Source organism: Arthrobacter sp. EpRS71, from assembly GCF_001512285.1.
GTDB lineage: Bacteria > Actinomycetota > Actinomycetes > Actinomycetales > Micrococcaceae > Arthrobacter.
Genome location: NZ_LNUV01000006.1, coordinates 1,632,425 through 1,652,433, shown reverse-complemented (window position 1 = coordinate 1,652,433; position 20,009 = coordinate 1,632,425). Strand labels below are relative to the sequence as shown.

The window sequence follows — 20,009 nt, the reverse complement described above, 5'->3', positions numbered from 1 at the left end:
AGGACACGGGGTGTCCCACTTCGTTGGAACCGGAACGCCCGTCACTGGCACATGGGTAATAGTTTATACATAAATAGTTATTAGGAGTAAACTATTACCCATGGGACGTCGAGAGCTAGGTCTAACCGGTGCCGCCGAGGATGCGCTTGTCGTGCTCGGGCAGCAAATTCGGATGGCGCGCGCCGCGCGAGGGATGACCGCCGATCACCTCGCCGGCACAGCCGGCATTACGCGAAAAACCTTGGCGGCCATCGAGCGCGGAAGCGCCGCGAGCAGTATCGGTAACGTGTTCAACGTTGCGTCGATCGTTGGCGTCCCCCTATTCGGAGTCGAGGACCCCAGTGAACTTATCGCCCTCCGCCGACGAGGCGAGGAACGACTAGCACTGCTTCCCAAACGTGTCGACAAGAAGCGAAAGGACAATGACGATGGCCTCGACTTCTGACATCTATGTATGGGTGTGGCTACCCGAAGCGACCGCACCGGTGCCCGCCGGCCGCCTTCGGGAGGGTGCGCCCGGCCAGTTCTCCTTCGACTACGGTCGGCGGTACCTGGAGCGCCCCAACGCCATCTCCCTGGCTCCAACCCTCCCGCTATCCGAGCAAACGTTCGGGCCCACTGGGTCAATGGGGCTACCTGGCGCTTTGCGCGACGCTTCGCCAGATGCATGGGGGCGGCGGGTCGTTCAGTACCAAGTCACCGGTGATCGAGGTAACGACGCCGACACGGGTGACCTTGATGAACGCACCTATCTCATAAACTCCGGCTCCAACCGCTTCGGCGCTATCGATTTCCAGATGTCGGTCACCGACTACGTCCCGCGTGCTACGGCACCCGCCCCGCTGGAAACTCTCCTGAACGCCGCAGACATCGTTGAAGCGGGAGGCGATCTGCCGTTCGAACTCGAGCGAGCTCTCCTGAGCGGTACGGCGATGGGCGGGGCGCGCCCGAAGTCCGTCATCCGCGACTCTGGTCGCGAATACATCGCGAAGTTCACCGCGTCCAATGACCACTTCCCTGTGGTCGGGGCAGAGGCAGCGAGCATGTTTCTCGCCGAGAAGGCGGGGCTCAACGTCGCTCGAACTCGAGTCGAGAGCGTCCTCGGTCGGAGTGTCTTACTGGTTGAGCGATTCGACCGAACGAACGACGGCGGGCGTATTCTTGCGATGAGCGCTCTGACCCTGACCGGCCTAGACGAGCTGCAGGCGCGCAGCGGCAGCTATGTCGAGTTTCTGGACACCCTTCGCAACAACGGCGCACCCGAGGGTACGGCCTCCGAACTCTTCGCACGCATCGCGTTCAGCATGTCAATCTCCAACTCCGACGACCACCTTCGGAACCACGCCGCACTCTGGGACGGATCTATAGCGATGCTCAGCCCCGCCTATGACCTTTCGCCCATGCAGCGTAGCGGGGAGACGGCTTCGCAGGCCATCGCATATGACAGGAACGGGACAAAGCGGAACAACTTATCCGACCTCATCGCCGCACGTAGTCTCTATGACCTGACCAAAAGCGAAGCCAACAACATCGTTGCCCGGATCGAAGACGCTATACGTGAGCACTGGGCGGAGGCCGCGGATTTTGGAATGCTTACTAACGCCGACAAGCGCCTCCTGTGGGGCCGGCAATTTCTCAATCCCGGCACCCTCTACGGTTTCCGCGATCGGTGACGTTCGAACGGCCCCCGGAAACAGGTGGGTATGCGAGGCCTCGGCAGTCGCCATAATGACCGCCAACTCTTGTAGTACAAGTTCAAAACTTGTATCCTAAGTGGTAGGCAAGGATGCCGCACCCACTAGGAGAACCATGAGCACCGTAGATCTGATTCGCCACGTCAAGCTGTCCACGGCACGTTTGCCCCTCACCGTACCCATCAGTGATGCCAAAGTCTTCACCGGCAGGCAGAAGCCCATGACCGAAGTGGTGTTCCTGTTCGCCGAGATCACCACAGAGCAAGGCCACAGCGGCATCGGCTTCAGCTACTCCAAGCGCGCCGGCGGCCCCGCACAGTACGCCCACGCCAAGGAAGTCGCAGAGGGCATCATCGGCGAGGATCCCAACGACATCGGCAAGATCTACACCAAACTCCTCTGGGCTGGCGCCTCTGTGGGCCGTTCGGGCGTGGCCACGCAGGCCCTGGCAGCCATCGACATCGCGCTCTACGACCTCAAAGCCAAGCGCGCCGCACTCCCCTTGGCCAAGTTGCTGGGCTCCTACCGGGACTCGGTCCAGACCTACAACACCTCCGGCGGCTTCCTCAACGCCAGCCTGGATGAGGTCAAAGAGCGCGCCACGCGCTCCATTGATGAGGGTATCGGCGGCATCAAGATCAAGGTTGGCCTGCCCGACTCCAAGGAGGACTTGCGCCGTGTGGCCGGAGTCCGCGAGCACATCGGCTGGGACGTCCCGCTCATGGTGGATGCCAACCAGCAGTGGGACCGGGCCACCGCGCTTCGGATGGGCCGCCAGCTGGAGGAATTCAACCTCATCTGGATCGAAGAACCGCTGGATGCCTACGACTTCGAAGGCCACGCGCACCTGGCCCAGGTTCTGGACACCCCCATCGCCACCGGTGAAATGCTCGCGTCCGTCGCAGAACACAAGGGCCTCATCAACGCCAATAGCTGCGACATCATCCAGCCCGATGCCCCCCGCGTTGGCGGCATCACCCAATTCCTGAGGCTCGCAGCGTTGGCGGATGAACGCGGGCTCGGCCTGGCACCCCACTTCGCCATGGAAATCCACCTCCACCTGGCCGCCGCGTACCCGCGCGAGCCGTGGGTGGAGCACTTCGACTGGCTGGACCCGCTGTTCGAGGAGCGCCTGGAGACCAAGAACGGCCGCATGATCGTTCCGGACCGCCCCGGACTGGGCGTCACCCTCAGTGAGCAGGCCCGCGCGTGGACCACCGAATCGGTAGAGTTCGGCGCGTAATCTTGAACCCATGAGCCGAAACCTGACCGCGGATCTCGCCGCCGACCTTCGCAACCGCATCGTCGACGGCGTCATCCAGCCAGGTGAGAAGCTCCCCAGCGAAAACACCCTCATCAGCGAGTTCGGCGTGAGTCGGACCGTGGTCCGGTCTGCCCTGACGCACTTGCAGGCCGAGGGACTGGTGGAAACCGAACGCGGGCGGGGCAGCTTCGCGCTGACTCCGCCCGCGGAGGGCCCGTCACCCGCGCCCGGATCGCGGGCTGTTTCCAGCATGGAAGACCGTCTGCAGATGCTCGACTTCCGCATCGGCGTCGAGACCGAAGCTGCAGCGCTGGCTGCGCGGAACCATACAGAACGCCAGCTCAAAGCCGCGCAGGGTGCCCTAGAGCAATTCAAAGCAAGCTCAGGGCACCCGGCACACTCCATGAAGGCCGATTTCGAATTCCACCGGGCCATAGCCGCCGCAACTGGCAACCCCTTTTATACGGACTGCATTTCCGCCCTGGGCCAAACCATGATCACCATGCCCCGCCCGCGCCTCGTCGCCGATGATGAGCAGGACTCCCGCGAACGTTTCGAACAAGTGGTCCACGAGCATTCCTCTATATACGACGCAATCGCCGACGGCGACCAAGCGGCTGCCGCGGCAGCGATGCGCCTGCACCTGAGCAACTCACGACGCCGGTTCACCGGTTCCGCACGTAGCTGACCTCGCGCGCGCCCCACCCAAGTAGGTAGCAGTTCAGGTCGTTCTCAGCGCTGGGAACGACCTGAACTGCTACTGAGTTGGCCGGCCGAGCGGGTAGCGACATGTGACGTCGCGGCGCTTTTTACTGGGACATAATTCGTCTTTCAGCGACCCCATTTAACGAAATGGGAATCCCCGCGACGCCCCATTGAGAACTATTGATCGACATTTCAAGAAACTGGCGAGTAAATTCCGAGTCCCGCTAACTTTTGAAGAACCCGTCATTTTATGACCGGGAAATCCATCAAAAGCCTTTGGGTGCTTCACGCAGGAATGCCTTGTCATGCACCCGGACAGAGAGACGCCGGCATGACAACACAGCAACTCACCGAAGACCACACCTCAATCCAGACATACGTCCAGGAACTCCGGCGTCAGGTTGATGGCATCGAGGTTCTTGAACCCGGCACCGGGACCACCCGCTGCAGCCACGGCCAAAACCGCAGCCGCAAGCGGAAACCCGGGCCCCGCCGTCGTGCTTCCCACCTCAGCCGCGGAAGTTCAGACGGCGGTAAGAATCGCCGCGGAACTCGGCCTTACCGTGGTCCCACGCGGGGCCGGAACGGGTTTGTCTGGCGGCGCCACAGCACGCCAAGACCAAGTGGTCATCTCCACTGAGAAGCTGACTGCCATCATCGAGGTGTCGCCCCTGGATGAGGTGGCGGTTGTAGAGCCAGGTGTCATCAATGCCGATTTGAATAAGCACCTTGAACCATTTGGACTTTTCTATGCGCCCGACCCTGCAAGCTACGACATTTCATCAATTGGTGGAAATATCGCGACCAATGCGGGCGGGCTCCGCTGCGCCAAGTATGGGGTGACCCGGGAGTCCATCCTGTCTCTGGACGTCGTTCTCCCGGACGGCAGCCTCATCAGTGTTGGTCACCGCGCCATCAAGGGCGTCACGGGACTGGATCTGACCTCGTTGTTTGTGGGTTCAGAAGGCATCCTGGGCATCGTCACCAAGGCAACGCTCCGTCTCCGCCCCATCCCCGTGGCCCGCAAGACGGTCAGCGCGTTCTTCAACAGCACCGCTGAGGGCACGGACGGGCTGGCAGCCATCACCTTGTCGCCCGTGCGCCCGGCCGCGATCGAATTCTTCGACACCCCCAGCCTGACCAACATCGACGCCCACTCGGGGACCAGCCTGCGAGAACGGGGTGCCGCGCTGATTCTCATCGAGATCGATGGTTACGGCATCGGCGACCAAGCGGCGGACCTCGCCACCGCGCTCAGTGCGGTTGGCGGCCGCGTCACCGTGGAGTCCGACGACGACGGCGTGCGGCTGTGGGAACTGCGCCGCAGCGGCCGCGGCCTCCCGCAGGACAAGTGGTACATCGGCGAGGACATCGCCGTTCCCAAGTCCCAGCTGCCCAAGGTTTACGCCGCTTTCCCGGCCTTGGAAGCTCGCTTCGGCGTGGACATCTCGGCGGTATCGCACGCCGGCGACGGGAACCTTCACCCGCTCATCACCAAAGACAAAACGCCCGACGACGGCGCGAACCCGCCTGCCTCCCTCCTGGAAGCTGCCACTGAACTGGTGAAGGTGGCACTTTCGCTCGGCGGAACTGTGACCGGCGAGCACGGTGTGGGCACCATCAAGCGCGAATGGGCGGCTCTGGAACTCTCGGAGCGCAGCCGCGAGGTGCAGCATGCCATCAAGGCGGCAATCGACCCCCAACTGACACTCAATCCCGGCAAAGCCATCTAAGCGCCTGCCCGCAGCACCCCCAACGCAATCCCCCAACGCATCAGGAGCACACCCAATGAATACCTTTAACACCCCCGAATTCCGCAGGCGGGCCTTCCTTGCAGGCCTCGGCGCACTATCCACCTCGGCCCTTGTCACCGCGTGCGGCGGCACCACGGGCAGCACCGGTGCAGGTTCCACAACTCCCGTGGACGGCGGCAACATCACCTTCCTCATCCAGGGCTACGACACCGGCTGGGTCTCCAGCAAGACGTCCATCTCCAGCTATGAGGGCAACCTCTGGGGCCAGATCACGGACAAGCTGGTGTACGTCAATGAAAAGGGCGAGTTGAGCCCGTGGGTTGCTGAGAGCTGGGAAGAACTCAACGGCGCCAAGGACTTCGTGATCTACCTGAAAAAGGGCGTGACCTTCTCAGACGGGACACCACTGGATGCAGCGGCCGTGGTCGCCAACCTGACTGCCTGGGCCAAGGGCGATTCCTCGCGTGGTGTCAGCAAGGTGGGCCTCTTCCCGTCCAGTAACTTCGTGTCGGCAGAGGCCTCGGATGCGGAAACGGTGAAGGTGTCCTTCTCCTCTCCCGCACTGGGCTTCATCGCCACGCTGGCGTACCACGGCTGCATCCTGCTCTCCCCGAAGACCTTGGCTCTGCCGGTTGAAGCCCAGGCGGACCTCAGCCAGGAGATCGGCAGCGGCCCGTTTGTGGTCAAGTCCTGGAAGCAGGGTGACAGCTACGTCCTGGAGAAGCGGAAGGACTACAACTGGGGTCCGGCAGCGCTCGGCCACACCGGTCCGGCACGCCTGGACACCATCACGTACAAGGTCATTAAGGACACATCAGTCCGGACCTCCACGGTGGTTTCCGGCCAGGCCGATGTTGCTTTCAACGTTGAGCCGCAGGAAATCGAGTCGCTCAAAGCACAGGGCTTCACGGTGGGTACGCCGCGCTACCTGGGGTTTGTGGACGGATTCCAGGTAAACACGCAGGCCTTCCCCACCAACGATCCCGCCGTCCGCAGGGCTATCCAGCACGGCATTGACCGCGAAGAGATCCTCAAGACCGTCTACACCAGCGATTGGAATGCAGCCACCACGTTCATCCAGGGCAACGTCCCGGAAGCAGGCGAGTTCAGCGACTCCTTCACGTTCGACGCCGACAAAGCCAACAAGCTCCTGGACGACGCCGGCTGGGCTTCCGGATCGGATGGCTACCGCACCAAGGACGGCAAGACCCTCGAATTCACCCTGACGCCGAACCCCTATGTACCGTCCACCAAGGCCGAGGACGAGCTCATCGCCCAGCAGCTCAAGAAAGTGGGTATCAAGGTCAACCTCAAGGTTGTGGACGTTGCCGGCTACGCGGCTGTGCAGGCCAGCAAGCCGCCTCTTTTCCAGACTTCACGCAGCTTCGTCGACGTCGGTACGGTGGCCGGAGTCTTGACCAGCCAGAACAAGGGCGAGGACTGGTTCGGACTTGGAACCAGCGATCAGAAGCTCAATGACCTCTCCACTGCGATCGCCACGGCTTCGGACCGGGCATCCCGCGAGAAGGTCGCCGACGAGCTCCAGCAGTACGTCCTGGAGCAGGGCTACTTTATCCCTCTTAACCAGCTCGTCCAGCGCCTCTACCTGATCAGCCCGAAGATCAAGGATGTCCAGTACAACGGCCTTGCCTACGCTAACTTCTACACTGCTTGGATCTCGCAGTGACCAGCGATTACAAGCGCTTTGCGTTGACCCGCGCGGGTCAGGCGGTCGTCGTCGTTCTTCTGGCCTATGTCCTCACGTTCCTGGTGATCAGCGTCCTCCCCGGTGACGCCATCACCAACACGCTCCGGGACCCGCAGCACGGACTGAGCGAGGAAGACATCCAGCGGATCGTGGCGTTCTACGGCTTGGACCAGCCCGTGATCGTGCAGCTGCTGCTCTCCCTGGGACGGTTCCTCACGGGAGAGCTGGGATTCTCGCTTCAGTCCAACCTTCCGGTCTCCCAGATCGTGGGAGACGCGTTGCCCTCCACGCTCACTCTTGCCACCAGCGCGCTCCTCATCGCCATTGTTTTCGCAGTGGCTATCGCGTACGGCGCCCAGTATTTGCCGGGCAAGTGGGCAGCTATCGTCCGTTCCATTCCTTCGTTCTTCCTGTCGGTTCCCAACTTCGTGATCGGCCTGGTGCTGATCGAGTTCTTTGCCTTCCGGCTGCATTCCTTCACCACCACAGATCCCAACAGCCCGGTGGCAACGCTGTTCGCAGCCGTCACTTTGGCCATTCCGGTCTCCGCACCGCTGGCCGAGGTCTTGATTGCGAGCTTGGACCACGAATCCCGGCAGGAGTACGCCCTGGTGGCCAGGTCCCGGGGTATTACAGAGGCCAAGCTCTTCGCCAAGCACCTGGTGAAACCGTCGGCTCTGCCCTCCGTGGCCATGGTGGCGCTCATCGTGGGTGAGCTTCTGGGCGGCTCCGTCATTACCGAGACGATCTTCGGCCGTGACGGCATCGGCACCGTCGTCCAGAAAGCGGTGACGGGAGAAGACCAACCAGTGCTTCAAGCCGTGGTCTCCCTCTCGGCCGTGGTCTTCGTGGCCGTCAATCTCGTGGCCGACCTCGCGTCGCCGTTGCTCGATCCGCGCGTCAAACTCCGGGAGAAGGTGGGCGCATGACTGCCACGCTTGGCTACACCCAATTGCGCAATGTTGGAACAGCATCCAAGAAGCTCACCGCGGGACTGCCTCCAGTCACCGTGATCCTGTCCTTTGCGGTGGTCCTGCTGGTCATCCTGTGGTCACTTTTCCCGGGTTTCTTCACATCGTTCAGCCCGGTCACGGGCGATACCGCGAGCAAGTTGGCGGCACCGAGTGCCGCACACTGGTTCGGCACGGACTACCTCGGGCGCGACCAGTACGCCCGCGTCGTCTACGGCACGGCGTCCTCCGTCACCAGCGCTTTGGTTGCGGTGCTCATCGGATTGATAGTGGGCAGCATCATTGGGCTCGCCAGCGGATTCCGCGGCGGCTGGCTGGACTCCGTCCTGGGCCGATTCGTTGACGTTCTTCTCGCCATCCCCGGATTCCTGCTGGCCGTGGTCATCGTTAGTTCGCTGGGCTTCCAAACCATCAACGCCGCAATCGCCACCGGAGTGTCCGCCGTCGCGGTCTTTGCCCGGTTGATGCGCGCGGAGGTGATGCGCGTCCGCAGCGCCACGTACGTGGAGGCGTCCTATCTGGAAGGCGGGAACCGGCTGCACGCGCTGCTCGGCCACATCCTTCCCAACGCCTACAGGTCCGTTCTGGTACTGGCTGTGCTCCAGTTCGGCACGTCCATCCTGATCATCGCCTCGCTGGCCTTCCTGGGCTACGGAGATCCGCCCCCGGCCTCCGACTGGGGTCTCCTGGTGGCCTCGGGCAAAACCTACGTAACCGCTCCATGGCTCGTGTACGCGCCGGCGCTGGTCATCGTGGTCACCGTACTGTCCGTCAACCGCATCAGCCGCTGGCTGCGAAAGGCGAAATGACATGACCCTGAACACCAAGGACCGCAACGTGTCCGCAGACCTATTAACAGTGCACGGTTTGTCCATCGCCTACGGTCCCACCGCGGTGGTCCATGACGTCTCCTTTTCGGTAGCCAAAGGCGAGAGCTTGGCGCTCATCGGAGAGTCGGGATCGGGCAAGTCCACCATCGCCAAGGCCATCCTCCGGTTGCTTCCCCACGGAGAAGCGACGGCCACGGGGCGTGTCGCGCTCAACGGACAGGATGTCCTGGCGTTGCCCGAGAAGCATTTCCGTCCCCTCCGAGGCCGGGAACTGGGCTTCATCCCCCAAGACCCTGCATCGGCCTTGAACCCCGTGCGAACCATCGGCGCACAGGCTCACGAGGCCGCCGCCTTGCTCGGCGAAACAGATCCAACGGTCCGCCGCGCCAAAATCCTGGACGTGCTGGAGCAAGTGGGCCTCCCGGACCCTGCCCGGGTTTACGATTCCTACCCGCACCAGCTCTCCGGCGGCATGCTCCAGCGCGTACTGATCGCGCTCACGGTGTTGCCTCGTCCGGCGCTGATCGTGGCTGACGAACCAACTTCCGCCTTGGACGTGACGGTCCAGAAGCTCATCCTGGACATGCTGACCGAGCTCCGCCGCGAGCTGGACATCAGCCTGCTCCTCATCACGCACGACCTCGCGATTGCCGCCGAGCGCGCCGATTCCCTGGTGGTGCTGAAGGACGGCTCGGTGCAGGAAAGCGGACCGTCCCTGGAAGTGTTCGCTTCGCCCGCCACCGAATACGCGCGGAGCCTTCAGGCCGACGTCCCGGCGCTCCACCCGGACCGGTACAGGAACCAGCGCATCACCTTAGCACCAGCGCACGACGGCGGCTCCCGCACCCCGGCGTCCAGCGCACCGGACGCCGGGCTCCAGATCGATGTCCGTGGTGTCACCAAGCGCTTCTCGGCCGGCGGAAAGGACGTCCTCGCCTGCGACGGGGTGTCCTTCTCCGTGGAACGCGGGCGGACGCACGCGCTCGTCGGCGAGTCCGGGTCCGGCAAAACCACCGCGGTCCGGCTGCTGCTGGGTCTTGAACAGCCGGACGGTGGGGACATTACGGTCGCCGGCCAATCGACGTCGGGCCGTTCCAGGGCCGACGTCCGCGAGATCCGCCGCCACCTCCAACTGGTCTACCAGAACCCCTTCACGTCCCTTGACCCAACGTGGCGGGTGGGCAGGATTGTCCGCGAACCACTGGATCAGTTTGGTGTAGGCACCAAGGCAGAGCGTGCCCAGCGGGTTCGCGAGGCTCTGGAAGCCGTGGGCCTACCGTCCGAGGTGGCTTCAAGGCGGCCCGCACACCTGTCCGGCGGCCAGCGGCAGCGGGTGGCGATCGCCCGGGCGCTGGTGGTGAGGCCCGACGTCGTGGTTTTGGATGAACCCACTTCCGCGCTGGACGTCAGCGTTCAAGCGGGAATCCTTGAGCTACTGTCCAAGCTTCAACGCGATTTGGGCCTGACATATCTGTTCGTTTCGCACGACCTCGCACTGGTGAGGCAGGTGGCCGACACCGTCTCCGTCCTGCGTCGCGGGCAAGTGGTGGAGGACGGGCCTGTGGAGGAGATCTTCCACAGACCACAACACCCCTACACGCGGGCCCTCCTCGAGGCGATCCCGCTGGCGACTGCGCCAACCGAGGAACAGACCAGCAAACAACTAGCGAAGGCAACAGCATGACCGTGAACCTGATATCCACCCGTCGGCCCGCACTCATCGAGGCCTTTACCGCCCCCAAGGGCTTTGGGGACCAGACGCTGCGTGATCGTCGGGCAGATGCCATCGAGCTTCTTGGTGGCATTCCGGATCCCAGCGTCCTCCCCACGGAGGAATTGGCCGCCGCCACAGCACGTGTGCTGGCCAAGCCCGGCGTCCCTGCGCTCCAATACTCACGGACAGAGGGTATTTCGCCGCTGCGGGAGTGGATCGCAGAACGCGAAGGCGTCTCTGTTGACCGGATCCTCATCACCAACGGCGGTTTCCATGGACTTTCCTTGGCCATCCAGTCCGTGGTGGAACGCGGCGACCTGGTGGCCGTGGACAACCCGGTTTTCCCACTGTTCCTCCGCGGGCTCCAGCTCTCTGATGCAAGGACCCTGCCGGTATTCGTAGGTCCGCAGGGCCTGGACGTCGATCATCTCTCGGACCAGCTCAGGGGCGGCGCCCGACCATCCGCCCTATATACAGTGCCGGACTTCCATAACCCATCCCAAGGCACGCTGTCCGGGGAGGCCCGGAAAGAACTCGTACGGCTGGCGGAACACTACGGATTCGTGGTCCTGGCGGACAACCCGTACCGTGAGCTTCGCTTTGCCGGCGAGCAGGAAAGTGTGGAGGAGTTCAATAACTCTGACCACGTCCTCCACATCAACACCTTCACCAAGACACTGGGGCCCGGGTTGCGCCTTGGTTGGACAGTGGCACCGGAGCGCCTGGCACGTGATCTGGTGGCTCTGCGGAGTCGCCAGGATTCCCACAGCTCCACTCTGGTCCAGGCCATCATCGGAGAACTGGTCACATCCGACCCCGCAATCTTCGACGCAACCCTGGACCGGGCCCGCGCCCTGTACCGGAACCGCGCCGAAACGCTGGTCGCCGCGCTGCACCGGGAAGCTCCGGGAGCTTTTGAGACTGTTCTCCCGGACGGCGGACTGTTCCTCTGGCCCAAACTGGCAGACGACTCCGTGGACCCTGATCAACTCGCCGCTGATGCCAGCGCAGAAGGGGTGGAGTACCAGCGGGGTTCGTTCTTCCCCTCGGGGCCCGGAACGGACGCTGACCGGCACCTGCGCCTGGCGTACGGCGACGTTGCGGAGTCAAAGCTGGAGGAAGCGGCTGCGCGACTGGGACGTGCGCTGAAGCGGCTAGTTCCGTAGCCCCACCCAAGTAGGTAGCAGTTCAGGTCGTTCCCAGCGCTGGGAACGACCTCAACTGCTACCTACTTGGGCGCGGAAAAACAAAAAGAGCCCCGGTCCTAAGACCGGGGCTCTTTTAGTTGCGTGCGCGAGGGGGGATTTGAACCCCCACACCCTTTCGGATACTGGCACCTGAAGCCAGCGCGTCTGCCGTTCCGCCACTCGCGCGCAACTTCTTTTTCCGGACTTCCGCTGGTCTCCCAGCTTCGTTTCCTTCAAAAGCAGCGAGATCAAGCATAACGGACACTCTTGGGAAAACACCAATCGGGGCTCATGCAGGAGAATTTTCACCCGTCGCCTCCCGCGCCAGGATGGGCCGGAAACGAACTTTTCCGGGTCGCAAGGCGTTGTGGATTAAGGCCATTCCCAGTCAGTCCCAGTAGTATCGGGAAGTGGAAGGGCCGTCAGGCGCGTACTTCGCTGTGTGCGCGGACGGAGCAATGGACGGACTATCGGACCAGGCACAACGGGTGCCGCGGCAAGGAAGGGAGAAGGACCATGGGTTTGCTGGACAAAGTCGAGCGCGGCATTGAAAAGGCCGTCCGCAACGTCTTCTCCACAGGGTCGCGGGCACGTGTTGAGCCAGTGGAGATTGCAAGCAAGCTAAGGCGCGAGTTGGACAATAAGTCCATCACCATCGCTGCCGGACGGACGCTGGCTCCGAATGTTTTTGATGTCCTGCTCAGTGACGAGGACTTTGCCCGGGCCCAGGAATGGGGCACCCCGCTGGCAGAGGAACTCTGTGACGTTGTTATCCAGCATGTCCGGAGCCAGGGCTATACGCTCCAAGGCGCCGTCCGCATTTCGTTCCGTCGCAATGACGAAGAACGTGCCGGACATTTTGAGATCACTTCCCGGACAGAGAAATCATCCGATGACGCCGCTCCTGCCCCACAGCCTCCCCGATCCAACGTTCCGGCCGCGCCGGCACGCCAACCCACCCGCCTCCAGCCTGTCCTGGACATCGGTGGCCAACGGTATTCCCTCAACGCCCGGTCCGTGGTGCTGGGCCGCTCCTCGGAAGCGGACATTCTTGTGGACGACACCGGGGTTTCACGGAAGCACCTTGAGGTCCGCACCGAGAATGGCAGCACGTGGGCCGTTGATCTTGGCTCCACCAACGGCAGTTACGTCAACGGACATAAAGTGAACGGCAGCGTGGAGCTCACAGACGGCTCAACCATCACGATGGGACGTACCAAGATCATTTTCCGCCTCCTCCCCCAAACCCCGGGTGGTCACGCGTGAACGACATCAGCGAACTGACAATCACAGCGCTCCGCTTCGGTTTCCTTCTTCTGTTGTGGGTCCTGATTTTCAGCATCGTGACCACCATGCGCCGCGACTTCCAGATTGGCCGCAAGGCCGTCACTGGAGTTCCCACGGCCCGCGAAGTCCGCAAGCATCCGGAACTCGCGGCCTCGCCTCCGCCGGCAATCCAGCATGCCCGCACTTTGGTGGTCACTGAGGGCCCCCTCAAGGGCACCACGGTTCCCCTCGCTGCCAGCCCCATCTTGCTCGGCCGGGCGCAGGAAGCCACGCTTGTCCTGGAGGACGACTACGCTTCCGGCCGGCACGCACGCCTGTTTCCGCAGGGCAGCCGCTGGTTCATCGAGGACCTGGGCTCCACCAACGGCACCTACCTGGCCGATCAACAGCTCACCCGCGCCTTGCCGGTTGAGCTTGGCGTCCCCGTGAGAATCGGCAAGACGGTCATTGAATTGAGGCCGTAGTCCATGGCCTCCCCCGAGACCCCCAAAGGCCAGGAAAAGCCTGCGGAGCGCCCGCTCATCATGCGCTACGCCGCTCGTTCCGACGTCGGACGGATCCGCTCCAAGAATGACGACTCCGCCTACGTGGGCCGTCATCTTGCAGTGGTGGCCGACGGTATGGGCGGTCACGCCGGCGGCGATGTCGCTTCCGCTTCAACGGTTCTGGACATGATCCACCTCGATCATGACGACTACCCTGAGGGTGCGGACACCGTCCTGGCGGACGAGATCCAGACCGCTAATTCCCTGCTTTCCGAGCTGGTGCACCAGAATCCCAAGCTTTCCGGCATGGGCACCACCGTGACAGCCCTGCTTTTGGAGGGCCGCAAGCTCCACTTCGCCCACATTGGCGATTCCCGTGCATACAGGCTGCGCAACAAAAAGTTTGAGCAGGTCAGCATTGACCACACGTTCGTGCAGCGGCTCATCGATGAAGGCCGCCTCCGCCCGGAGGAAGCTGAAACGCATCCGCACAAGAATGTCTTGATGAGAGTCCTCGGCGACGTCGACGCCAGCCCTGAGCTGGATCTGGACGTCCTGGATGTTGAGCCCGGCGAACGCTGGCTGCTCTGCTCGGACGGACTCAACTATGTAGCCGGCCACGTTGTGGAGCGCATGGTCCGTGAGACCAAGGACTTGCGCGAATGTGCTGAGATCCTTGTTGACCTGACGCTGGAAGCGGGCGCCCCGGACAACGTCACCGTGGTGATGTTGGAGATTGCGGAGGAGACCGACGACGACGTCAACACGGCCGCCGTCGACGTCGTTCCGGCTGCGGCGCTTGCCGCGCTGGACGAGCCCGGGACAGTCACGGCCACCAAGTCCCCCGACGGTCCTTCCGCGACCAAGGCAGCTGAGGACAGCAAGTCCGAATCCAGTACGCGGGCAGCTCTGGAAGCAGATGCCGGTTCCTCGTTCAGCGCGGGCGATCCGGACGACAACCAAGAAGATGCCGAGGGCACCTCCAAGGGCGATTCCACAGAGCCTCCCGCCACCACTGACCCGCACCTCGGTGAGCACCTCTCCGCGGAGGTTCTGCGCGAAGAGCTGGCCAGCCGTCCCCATGAGCTTGTAGGTGCTGCCGCGACTGCTGCCGCGACGGGCTCCATTCCTACTGTGGCCGGCCGCACTGTCGCCCGGCGGGCAGCTACTGTCCTGACGCATAAAGCTGAGCAGGACCGTGTTGAGGCCGAAGAGCCGCCGCGTCGTCGCGTGCGCTGGTTGATGCCTGCCGTCGCCGCCGTGGTTGTCCTCGGTGTGGTGGTGGGCCTGTGGCTTGGCTATGCCTGGACTCAGACGCGCTACTACGTGGGCGAATACGATCAGCGGGTGGCCATTTTCAACGGCATCTCGCAGAGACTCGGCCCTATTCAGCTTTCCCGGCTCGAAGCCGTAACCGACATCAGGGTGGAATCATTGCCGGAATACGGCCAACAGAGCGTACGCCAGACGGTACCGGCGGGCGATCTCGACAGCGCGCAAGGCATTGTGGAGAACCTTCGGAACACCGGCAGCGCGTCCGCGAACTGCCCGGGCACGCCCACACCCTCTGCAACAGGCTCGGCATCCCCTTCACCGGCGCCTACCGCCACTGTGCCCATTCCCAGCACGGCTGCCGTTGCCAGCCCTACTCCTTCTCCCGTCCCGACTCCCTGTGAGGCGGCCAAATGATGCAGACTGAGACAGCCCCCAAGCCCCGCCGGAACGTTGAGCTGGTGCTCATTGTCCTCGCACTTGCCGTGGGCATCGGTGCCAGCGCGTTGGTGAGCATCAACTCGGAAGTCGGATTGGACAATGATTTCTGGTTCCAGTCCAGCCTCTTGGCTGTTGCTGCTTTCGCCTTCCATGTTGTCCTTAGGCTTCGCGCAAAGTATGCAGACCCGGTAATACTTCCCATTGTCGTTGCACTTAATGGGCTCGGCTTGGCGTTGATTCACCGCATGGATGGTCCCGGGGACGATACCGGCAACAATCAGCTCCGGTGGACCCTCATTGCCATGGCGGTGTCCATTGCCGTGATCTGGTTCCTCAAGGATCACCGGATCCTTCGCCGCTTTACGTACATCTCCCTGGCAGTCAGTGCTTTCCTGCTGCTTCTCCCGTTGATTCCCGGCATCTCGGCCGGTGAAATCCTTGGTGCCCGCGTGTGGATCCGTGTGGGCCCCATGACGTTCCAGCCCGGTGAAATCGCCAAGATCACTCTTGCCATATTCTTTGCCGGGTATCTGTCATCCAACCGCGATCTCATTTTGTTGGCAGGCCGGAAGATCGGCCCCATGCAGTTCCCGCGGTTCAAGGACCTCGGCCCCATGATCACCGCCTGGCTGGTGAGCATTGGTGTGCTCGTCTTCCAGCGGGACTTGGGATCCTCCATCCTCTTCTTCGGCCTGTTCATCGTGATGATTTACGTGGCCACCAGCCGGATCTCGTGGGTGGTCATCGGCCTGCTGCTGATTCTGGGCGGCGGCTTCGTTGCAGCACAGATCTTCTCCCACGTCGCATTCCGCATCGATAGCTGGATCAATGCCTTCACGCCGGAGGTCTTCGGCAGATCTCCCGGAGGCAGCGGGCAAATCGTGGAGGGCTTGTTCGGCATGGCTGACGGCGGTCTGGTGGGTACTGGCCTTGGTCAGGGCCGGCCGGACCTGGTTCCGTTCGCCAACAGCGACATGATTGTGGCCCTTATCGGTGAGGAGCTCGGCCTGATTGGCCTCTTCGCTGTGGTGATGCTTTACCTGCTGCTCTTCACCCGCGGCTTCCGCGCCGCTTTGGGCACCCGCGATGCGTTCGGCAAGCTCCTTGCATGTGGCCTGTCCTTCGCCATTGCCCTGCAGTGCTTCGTGGTGATCGGCGGCGTTACCCGGCTCATCCCGTTGACCGGCCTCACCACGCCGTTCCTCGCGGCGGGCGGTTCCTCGCTTCTGGCCAACTGGATCATCGTCGGCCTGCTGCTCATGATTTCCAATACGGCCCGCGGCCCGGTGGACACCACTCCCATGGTCAATAAACCACCGGCCAGCAGCAGCACGCCCGGCACACGCAAACCGGCCACAGGACAGACACCCAGCGCACCAACAGAGGCGGTGAAGCAACAATGAACCAGGCTATTCGCAGTAGTTGGATGGCTGCCGTCGCCATGTTCGCGTTGATCTTCGGCGCCATCAGCTACGTCCAGGTGATTGGTGCTGATGACCTCAATGCCAACCCTTGGAACCAGCGCGCCGTTTTGGCGTCCTTCTGCAATGAGCGCGGTTCCATCATTGTGGGCGGCAAGCCGGTGGCGGAGTCGGTTCCCGGCACGGAGTCCTGCGCTTTCCAGCGCCAGTACAACCAGCCCGAGCTTTATGCCGGAATCACTGGATACTTCTCCAAGTTCTTTGGTTCCACCGGCCTGGAACAGTCCATGGGGGAAACCCTGGCAGGGAATTCCGATCAGCTGTTCCTGGATCGCATGAGCCAGATGTTCTTGGGCAAGGAGCCCAAGGGAGCGTCCGTGGAGTTGACCTTGGACCCTGCCCTCCAGCAGTTGGCCATGGATCTGATTCCTGAGGGGCAGCGCGGTTCCATTGTGGTGACCAACCCCAAGACGGGCGCCATCCTGGCAATGGCGTCCAAGCCGACGTACAACCCCAACTTGATTGCCACGCACGACCGAACCACTGCGGAAGCCAACTACGCAGAGCTTAACCAGATTCCCGGTATCAACCTGAACCAGAACGTCAGCGGCCCCACCGGCAATCTGTTGTCCCCTGGTTCGGTCTTCAAACTCATTGATACTGCTGCTGCCCTGAACTCCGGCAAGTACAACAAGGACAGCGAGTTGCCGAATCCCAGCAGCCTTCCCTTACCCGGAAGCAGTGCCAGCTTGCCCAACTACGCCGGCGGTAACTGCAACGTCCGCGAAACTGCGTCCTTCGCCTTTGCCCTTGAGCAGTCGTGTAACACCCCGTTTGCCAGCATCGCGCTTGACCTCGGCCAGGACGCCATCCGCGAACAGGCGCAGAAGTTCGGCTTCGGTCAGGACTTCGGTGACCAACTCAAGCTGCAGCAGGCCGTCAGCGTCTTCCCGGAGGACCTGGATCAGGCCCAGTTGGCCCAGTCATCGGTGGGTCAGCGCGACGTCAAGGCCACACCGCTGCAGATCAACATGATGACGGCGGCCATCGCCAACGGCGGGGTGCAGATGAAGCCGAACCTGATTGAGGCCGTTCGAGCGCCAGATCTGCGCGTCATCAATGAGCCCAAGCCTGAGACGCTCCGAACCAGCACCACGCAGCCCATCGCCAACCAGATCACTGAGTGGATGACCAGTGCTGTGGACAATGGCATTGCCAAGGGTGCAGCCGTTCCCGGGGTCAAGGTGGCCGGTAAGACGGGCACAGCCGAGCTCGGCGATTCAGGTTTGAACAATTCTTGGTTTACCGGGTTCGCCCCGGCAAACGACCCGCAAGTGGCCGTCACCATTGTCATGGAGAGTGTTGACGTGTCAACCGGGGCCCAGCTAACCAGTCCGAACGCAAAGAAGATTTTTGAGGCGGTGTTGAATAAGTGAGGCCTACTTCAGGAATCACACTCGGCGGCAGGTTCCAGCTGACCAGTCGCATTGCGATTGGCGGCATGGGCGAGGTCTGGAAGGCCAAGGACCAGATCCTCGGCCGGATCGTTGCCATCAAGGTGCTCAAGGAGGAGTACACGGGTGACCCCGGTTTTCTCCAGCGCTTCCGTGCTGAGGCGCGTCACACCGCCCTCCTCAACCACGTGGGCATCGCCAACGTCTTCGATTACGGCGAGGAAGCCGGTTCGGCCTACCTGGTGATGGAGCTTGTGCCCGGACACCCGCTGAGCGGCATCCTTGAGCGCGAGCAGGTGCTGTCCCCGGACATGACGCTTTCCATCATTTCGCAGACAGCACGCGCTTTGGCCGTGGCTCACGCCCAAGGCCTGGTCCACCGCGACATCAAGCCGGGAAACCTGCTGATTACGCCGGACAACCGCGTCAAGGTGACTGACTTCGGCATTGCCCGGTTGGCAGATCAGGTTCCCCTCACGCAGACCGGCCAGGTGATGGGTACCGCCCAGTACTTGGCCCCGGAGCAGGCCACGGGCCAGACGGCTACGGGGTCCTCGGATATCTATTCCTTGGGCGTCATTGGTTATGAGTGCCTTACCGGGCACCGTCCGTTCACCGGCGAATCGCAGATCGCCATTGCCCTCGCCCAGGTTAATGACGCACCGCCGCCCCTTCCGGAGACGCTGCCAACCCCTGTGCGCGCCCTGCTGATGTCCATGCTGGCGAAGGATCCCAAGAACCGTCCGGCCAATGCCATCAAACTGGCTGAAGCCGCTGAGGCCATCCGCAATGGTGACATCGCCACGGCGCACGCCGCCGTACCCGGCATGCTGTTGTTCGAATCCACTACCGGACCCATCACGGCACCGGTGGACACCGCAACGGCGCCCACCGGCGTCGTCACCTCGCCTTATGGCAAAGAGCAGTCGACGACGGCGACGTCCGCACTTCCGGTGCTGGGCGCCGGCGCCGCAGGAGCTGCTCTGGGAGCCGCTGCCGCGTCTTCTGAAAACCCCCTGACTCGGGCGAACGCGCTTGAGGCTGAACGGCAGCTCAATGACGACGATGTGGTCTACACCGAAGAAGAGAACTTCGATGACGTTGAGCCGGAACGCAAGAAGCGGAGCCCGTGGACTTGGCCTCTGGTTGCCCTGATCCTTCTGGTCCTGTTTGCCTTGGTTGGGTTCTTGATCTCCCAGTCGGGATTCTTCTCGCCGAGCCCTGCGCCCAGTGAGTCCACCACCACCAGTGCCAGCCGGAGCGCCAGCCCTACCTCTACCTCGGCCACTCCGACGCCCAGGCCTACGGAGACAAGCGAAGCGCCGCAGCCCACGCAGTCGGTTCCCCAGAAGATCAACGTCATCCCGGAGCAGTACCAAGGCCAACCCTTCGAGACGGTTAGCGCAGAGCTTCGCGCCTTGGGTCTTGGGGTGGACGGTCAGGAAGTCTTCGATGCCACGGCTCCCGCAGGAATCGTCATCAGCTTGAACCCCACCGGTCCTGTTGAGCGTGGCCAAACCATCACGGTGACCTACTCCAAGGGTCCGGAATTGGTGGCAGTACCCGCCATCGCGCCAGGAGTGGACGAGGCACGGGTTCGTCAAGCCATTGAAGGAGCAGGATTGCAGTGGGTGGCTGGAGAACCCGTCAATGGTGCAATCGGCCAGCAGCCCGGAACGTTCGTCCGGTCCTCACCTGCAGCAGGCAGCCAAGTCGCCGCAGGTTCAACGGTCACGTACTACCTGTCCAAGGCTCTGGTGCCCACCGAGCCTGAGACGCCCAGGCCCACGCCCAGCGGCTCCGGCAGCCCGAGAAACTAAGT

The 20,009-nt window shown here is 62.6% G+C and carries 16 protein-coding genes and 1 tRNA gene; 16 read left to right on the top strand and 1 reads right to left on the bottom strand.

Translation table 11 applies throughout. From position 1 onward, the window contains the following. Window positions 1-100 precede the first annotated feature (100 nt). The 10 genes from AR689_RS17890 (at window position 101) to AR689_RS17845 (ending at window position 11,806) form a co-directional block, all read left to right on the top strand. Entirely contained in the window at window positions 101-445 is a 345-nt protein-coding gene (locus tag AR689_RS17890) for a helix-turn-helix transcriptional regulator (RefSeq protein WP_062072281.1), read from the top strand. Next, entirely contained in the window at window positions 429-1,673 is a 1,245-nt protein-coding gene (locus tag AR689_RS17885; RefSeq protein ID WP_062072279.1) for a type II toxin-antitoxin system HipA family toxin, read from the top strand. The genes AR689_RS17890 and AR689_RS17885 overlap by 17 nt, the downstream gene beginning before the upstream one ends. A gap of 136 nt (window positions 1,674-1,809) precedes the next feature. Continuing rightward, the gene (locus AR689_RS17880; protein WP_062072277.1) at window positions 1,810-2,937 is read left to right on the top strand and encodes an L-talarate/galactarate dehydratase; all 1,128 of its coding nucleotides are present in this window, start codon (window positions 1,810-1,812) and stop codon (window positions 2,935-2,937) included. Between the two features lie 10 nt (window positions 2,938-2,947). Continuing rightward, entirely contained in the window at window positions 2,948-3,646 is a 699-nt protein-coding gene (locus tag AR689_RS17875) for a FadR/GntR family transcriptional regulator (RefSeq protein ID WP_062072276.1), read from the top strand. Window positions 3,647-4,067: 421 nt separating this feature from the next. Then, on the top strand, window positions 4,068-5,396 hold the full coding sequence (locus AR689_RS17870; RefSeq protein ID WP_156424635.1) for an FAD-binding oxidoreductase: 1,329 nt from the start codon (window positions 4,068-4,070) through the stop codon (window positions 5,394-5,396). 55 nt (window positions 5,397-5,451) lie between these two features. Continuing rightward, window positions 5,452-7,104, top strand: coding sequence for an ABC transporter substrate-binding protein (locus tag AR689_RS17865; RefSeq protein WP_062072274.1), 1,653 nt, complete (start codon window positions 5,452-5,454; stop codon window positions 7,102-7,104). Then, a complete protein-coding gene (locus AR689_RS17860) occupies window positions 7,101-8,054 on the top strand; it encodes an ABC transporter permease (RefSeq protein ID WP_062072272.1) in 954 nt (317 codons plus the stop codon). Before AR689_RS17865 ends, AR689_RS17860 begins: the two co-directional genes overlap by 4 nt. Next, complete coding sequence (locus AR689_RS17855; RefSeq protein WP_082698046.1) at window positions 8,051-8,905, top strand: ABC transporter permease; 855 nt, start codon at window positions 8,051-8,053, stop codon at window positions 8,903-8,905. The genes AR689_RS17860 and AR689_RS17855 overlap by 4 nt, the downstream gene beginning before the upstream one ends. 1 nt (window position 8,906) lies before the next feature. Beyond that, window positions 8,907-10,610 carry a dipeptide ABC transporter ATP-binding protein gene (locus tag AR689_RS17850; RefSeq protein ID WP_062072270.1) on the top strand — a complete coding sequence of 568 codons (1,704 nt, stop codon included), beginning with the start codon at window positions 8,907-8,909 and terminating at the stop codon, window positions 10,608-10,610. Further along, window positions 10,607-11,806 carry an aminotransferase-like domain-containing protein gene (locus tag AR689_RS17845; protein ID WP_062072269.1) on the top strand — a complete coding sequence of 400 codons (1,200 nt, stop codon included), beginning with the start codon at window positions 10,607-10,609 and terminating at the stop codon, window positions 11,804-11,806. The genes AR689_RS17850 and AR689_RS17845 overlap by 4 nt, the downstream gene beginning before the upstream one ends. Before the next feature lie 124 nt (window positions 11,807-11,930). Here the strand turns inward: AR689_RS17845 and AR689_RS17840 are convergent. Next, window positions 11,931-12,013: transfer RNA gene (locus tag AR689_RS17840), tRNA-Leu, on the bottom strand. A 330-nt stretch (window positions 12,014-12,343) separates the two neighbouring features. Between AR689_RS17840 and AR689_RS17835 the strand changes: the two genes are divergently transcribed. From AR689_RS17835 to AR689_RS17810, 6 genes are read left to right on the top strand one after another with little or no spacing between them, the layout of a single operon-like run. Next, window positions 12,344-13,093, top strand: a complete 750-nt coding sequence (locus AR689_RS17835; protein WP_062072267.1) for an FHA domain-containing protein — start codon at window positions 12,344-12,346, stop codon at window positions 13,091-13,093. A 5-nt stretch (window positions 13,094-13,098) separates the two neighbouring features. Next, on the top strand, window positions 13,099-13,578 hold the full coding sequence (locus AR689_RS17830) for an FHA domain-containing protein FhaB/FipA (protein WP_024818875.1): 480 nt from the start codon (window positions 13,099-13,101) through the stop codon (window positions 13,576-13,578). Window positions 13,579-13,581: 3 nt separating this feature from the next. Beyond that, window positions 13,582-15,288, top strand: a complete 1,707-nt coding sequence (locus AR689_RS17825; RefSeq protein WP_062072265.1) for a PP2C family protein-serine/threonine phosphatase — start codon at window positions 13,582-13,584, stop codon at window positions 15,286-15,288. After that, complete coding sequence (locus AR689_RS17820; protein ID WP_062072263.1) at window positions 15,285-16,715, top strand: FtsW/RodA/SpoVE family cell cycle protein; 1,431 nt, start codon at window positions 15,285-15,287, stop codon at window positions 16,713-16,715. Before AR689_RS17825 ends, AR689_RS17820 begins: the two co-directional genes overlap by 4 nt. Beyond that, entirely contained in the window at window positions 16,712-18,169 is a 1,458-nt protein-coding gene (locus AR689_RS17815) for a penicillin-binding transpeptidase domain-containing protein (protein WP_062072261.1), read from the top strand. The genes AR689_RS17820 and AR689_RS17815 overlap by 4 nt, the downstream gene beginning before the upstream one ends. Further along, window positions 18,166-20,007 (top strand): protein kinase domain-containing protein, encoded by a 1,842-nt coding sequence (locus AR689_RS17810; RefSeq protein ID WP_062072259.1) that lies wholly within the window; start codon window positions 18,166-18,168, stop codon window positions 20,005-20,007. Before AR689_RS17815 ends, AR689_RS17810 begins: the two co-directional genes overlap by 4 nt. The last annotated feature ends 2 nt before the right edge of the window (window positions 20,008-20,009 follow it).